This window comes from Pseudoalteromonas sp. TB64, from assembly GCF_000498095.1.
GTDB lineage: Bacteria > Pseudomonadota > Gammaproteobacteria > Enterobacterales > Alteromonadaceae > Pseudoalteromonas.
Genome location: NZ_AUTQ01000229.1, coordinates 1 through 4,045, shown reverse-complemented (window position 1 = coordinate 4,045; position 4,045 = coordinate 1). Strand labels below are relative to the sequence as shown.

Genomic DNA, 4,045 nt, shown 5'->3' with positions numbered 1-4,045 from the left:
GAATGGGCAGGCTTTTCTATTCGTTATTCGTTTTGGGCTAAAGCGTATTATGAGCAACAAAAAGCCAAGGGTAAGCCGCATAACAGCATTATTAGATCACTGGCATTTAAATGGATAAGGATTGTATTTAGATGTTGGAAAACGAATACACCCTACGATGAATCGACGTATTTAGCGGCCTTAAAACGCAGAGGTTCACCACTATTAAAATTTGCAATTAATAGCTAAATTTTACTAGTCGTCCACCTCAGGGCGTGTTGTTAGGTTGTAAGCTCGTAGTACTCTTCAGAAAGCTCCAATTGTTCGAGGTACTTGTTTTTTAGCTCAAGTAACCTTGATGCATGACCTACCCAAGGCTTTAAGTTGAACTCAGACTCAATTAGTTTTAACAATTGTATTTCTTCTTTAGTTGCTTCTTCTGAGTATGACTGCGAGTCCATAATTGGAATATGAAACTCAGGCTCATATTCAATCAGTTCAAGTTCAAAGTAACCAGCTCTGCAACCTAAACTTAAAAAATCCAATAAATTCTCACCAACAATTATATTGGATGTATCAGCACTCGGTAATGTCATTACAACCGGAGATTCATCTAAAGAAATACCTTCCTGACAAAGAAACCCAAAATGTACGCCATCACCCGATGTTGTTGCAAAGCTAACTGTGTTTGTTGGTGTACACCAATAGCCCCAACATTCGGGAGTTTTAAGTAGATTCAAACCAATAGAGTCAAAATATAAGTTCTCAGAATCGTCGAATTCCGATCTTTCAGCGCCAGTTAATAGCCATAATTTTTCAAGAATACGAATAATACACCTCATCAACCTAACGCCGTTTTAAGCGGCAAATTACAGTTGGCTAAAATAAGTGAGGCACGAACAAAAAGCCAACTGTAATTTGTCCGACTTGAAAACCCTTGTTAGGCATTTTTGCTATCTATATGCTTGATTTCTTTCTCATGTTTAGTATTTTCAATAAGTTTTTCAGCAGGTATAGAAAACCGGTCTAAATGATTCTCTATAAAGGTTTGCCCTTTTTCAGCGAGTAAGCTTATCCCCTCATTTAATGAACGTATATCTCGATTTAACTCCAGAAGAAAGTTATTGGCGGTATCGATTATATTTGCAAGTTTTTTATCGACTGCATTAGTTAGTATATCTCTGGCTCGATCATTATCAGAAAATTGGTCTTCTATTTTCTGTAAGTCTGCGATTGCATCGACCATAGCCATATCTTGAAGTTCTTTATACTGAATAGTTTTTTCATAAACTAATTTTTGTGCTCTTTCCCTTAACTCCAATTGCATGTGACCGATTGCATTAATCGCATTCACATTTAACTTTGTTAATTGCTCTTGGTAATTCATTATGGCTTCTGTTGTTTTTTTCATTCGCTCGAATTCTTTGTCTTTCTTCCATTCGTCAATTTCAGCGATAGCAACTTCAATACCTTTAACACGTTTTATTTTTAGATCAACCTCAGCCTCTTTTTCATTAATTTTTGCTTCTGATTCAGCTTTTATTCGAGATTCTTGTAATTCAACGTCACGACTATGCGATGAAGCTTTAGAACTCTCACTCCTTTCATGTCGTCTACCTTCTAAGGGCTCTGTTGCCCATTCACAGAGAGCATCTACAGGCTTGCTTATACAGTCGACTAAAGCTCCGCCTAATCTAGTTAACCAACTCATACTACTCCTCCATTAATTTTTTAAACTCCCTATCAAAAAGAGTTTTATCTCTTTGATAGGAATATAATAGTCTTTGATATTGCTTTTCACTATTTTGTGAAACTTCAATAAACTTGTTAAGAATTGATATTTTTTCAGATAGCAAAGATATACAAAAATCTTTGCTCGCTAAGTCATTAGAAGTTGATGCTCTTATAACTCTACTCTCCACAAGCTCAACCATAAGCTTTTTAAAACTGTCAATAATGTGGAATGAATCTGAGTCATTAAAGCATTTGTCGAACATTTCAAAATGTTTATCGATCCATAAGTTGAATTCTCTTTCAAATGCCAAATTCAACATATCAAAGTTATTTTCGAACTCGAAAAAGTTTCTAAATAGATCAGGGGATTCGTGGGCCGTTCGTGAAACTAAATCCCCCCTAGCTTTTCCCATCAAACTTAGCACACCCAGTAAATCTGGTTTATTAAGCATCTGATTTTTGGTTTGATATTTCTACACTGTTTTTTTGACTTTTAGCTTTGTCGCGAATAGTACCAATCATATCAAGGGTATGTTCTTCTATAAGGCCACCACTTAAATCTAAGCTTTTGGTATAACTATCCACTAGCTCTTTTAACCACTGTGACGCAACCTTATTTTCAACTTGAGATTCCGTTAAAGTTGAAGATACTTCTTTTAATGTTTCAGAGAAAAACTTTGCTCGCTCTTTTCTTAAATCCTCTTGAATACCACTTGCAAACTTAATTTCTTCTTTAAACTCCTTCACTAATTCTAAATAATTTTTTTCATATTCAAATAAAACTGAAAGTTTAGCTTTTAAGCTATTTAAAGTTACAAAGTCACTAAGTTCCTTTTCAAGTTTATTTGCAAGTTCAGTGCTGATTGATTCATCAGCTCCTGAATTCTTTACTGCTTCTTGTATCATTTTTTGTAAGTCTTGCATGATTACTCCATTGTTAAAATATATGACTGAATGCCTAACAGCTTTATCAGAGGACACTTTCCTCTTTTTATGAGCAACGCATGTCCTCTTAATTATTTTTAATATTAATAACAAATCCTGTAACACATTGCGAGTATTAAACTTTAAGTTAGGCTGTTCTTTTAATAATATCCAAAAAAGAGGAAAACGTCCTCATTTTTTGACTTAGGAGGAAAAACGCCAGCGCTGTATGTAAATGCAGCAATTACAGATTTAAAATGAAGGCCAAAAGCCTTTTTAAATCATTTAACAGCCACTAAAAAACGACAGCGATAACGTAAGTAACCGCTTTAAGCACACTTGTTTGTGTAAGCATATTATAAAAGGTGGTTTACGGATGGTGGGAGCTGTAAAGCGAGGTCATGAATTACTAAACGCATCTACCTACTTTTAAAGCAGAGCTGACACGTTTAATACGAACTTACTTGGCTTTTTTAGCCTCTAGAATTTCTATTTCACTCCAGATTTTTTCGGCTTCTGCACTTAACATTGCAAAGCTTTTAATGTCGCCTTTTCTTTGTGCCTGCATTCCTTGCTCTAATTTTACGTCGTATTCTTTACGCAGTTTTTTTATTGGGTCAGGCTTTAAAAATGAAAACATTAGTATTCTCTTAATTTATTAAATTATATGTAGTTAGTGTACGCATTAATGGGCTTAATAGTTCTTTGTTTGGTAAAAATGTTTACTTTGTGCCTTTAAGGCGCAAAGTAAACACGGTGTAATTATTAACGTACTGTGTGCTAGTTTTAGTTTTAGTTTTAGTGCTAGTGCTAATGTTTAGGTTCTGGCTCTAGGCGTTTAATGCCTTGTCCATCAATACCCAAATAAATAAAACCATCGCTGCCTTGGGCAAGGCTACGTACTCTGCCAATGCCATCGAGTATTTTATATTGCTTAACAACTTTGCCTTTTGAGAGTTCCAGTGCGCTAATAAAAGCAAACTTCATGGAGGCTAGTAATAGTTTACCTTTTAACTGTGGGTATTTATCACTCGTTACATACAACATATCGGAAGGAGCAATAGAAGGGGTCCAGTGTAATACGGGCGATTGCATGCCGTCTTTTTCTTTAAGGTCTGTAAACGTGGTACCGCTGTAGTTAATACCATAACTTACTAAAGGCCATCCGTAGTTAGCGCCTTTATTTATTATATTAAGTTCATCACCGCCGCGTGGACCATGCTCATGGGACCATAAAATATTATTTTGATTGTTAAACCACATACCCTGTGGATTACGGTGCCCATAAGACCATACCGCATGTTTTGCATCTTTTTGTTTAACAAACGGATTGTCGCTTGGGATATTACCATCATCGTGTAAGCGATAAATTTTACCGCCGTCCCGCGTGAGATCTTGCGGGTTTATA

6 protein-coding genes and 1 pseudogene are annotated in these 4,045 nt (G+C 35.7%); 1 reads left to right on the top strand and 6 read right to left on the bottom strand.

Annotated elements, in window-relative coordinates:
* Positions 1 to 228, top strand: a pseudogene (locus tag L647_RS0119260) (IS110 family transposase); the annotation flags it as partial.
* 32 nt (positions 229 to 260) lie between these two features.
* Here the strand turns inward: L647_RS0119260 and L647_RS1000000125070 are convergent.
* The 6 genes from L647_RS1000000125070 to L647_RS0119230 all read right to left on the bottom strand — a co-directional run.
* A complete protein-coding gene (locus L647_RS1000000125070; protein WP_024612478.1) occupies positions 261 to 821 on the bottom strand; it encodes a hypothetical protein in 561 nt (186 codons plus the stop codon).
* Positions 822 to 919: 98 nt separating this feature from the next.
* Complete coding sequence (locus L647_RS0119250; RefSeq protein WP_024612477.1) at positions 920 to 1,690, bottom strand: hypothetical protein; 771 nt, start codon at positions 1,688 to 1,690, stop codon at positions 920 to 922.
* 1 nt (position 1,691) lies between these two features.
* Positions 1,692 to 2,165: a hypothetical protein gene (locus L647_RS0119245; protein ID WP_024612476.1), complete on the bottom strand. Its 474-nt coding sequence runs from the start codon at positions 2,163 to 2,165 to the stop codon at positions 1,692 to 1,694.
* Positions 2,158 to 2,637 (bottom strand): hypothetical protein, encoded by a 480-nt coding sequence (locus L647_RS0119240; RefSeq protein ID WP_024612475.1) that lies wholly within the window; start codon positions 2,635 to 2,637, stop codon positions 2,158 to 2,160. Before L647_RS0119240 ends, L647_RS0119245 begins: the two co-directional genes overlap by 8 nt.
* Before the next feature lie 460 nt (positions 2,638 to 3,097).
* Positions 3,098 to 3,277 carry a DUF6435 family protein gene (locus L647_RS0119235; RefSeq protein WP_007583346.1) on the bottom strand — a complete coding sequence of 60 codons (180 nt, stop codon included), beginning with the start codon at positions 3,275 to 3,277 and terminating at the stop codon, positions 3,098 to 3,100.
* Between the two features lie 170 nt (positions 3,278 to 3,447).
* Positions 3,448 to 4,045 (bottom strand): PQQ-dependent sugar dehydrogenase (locus L647_RS0119230; RefSeq protein WP_024612474.1); only part of this gene is annotated, 598 nt, incomplete at its 5' end.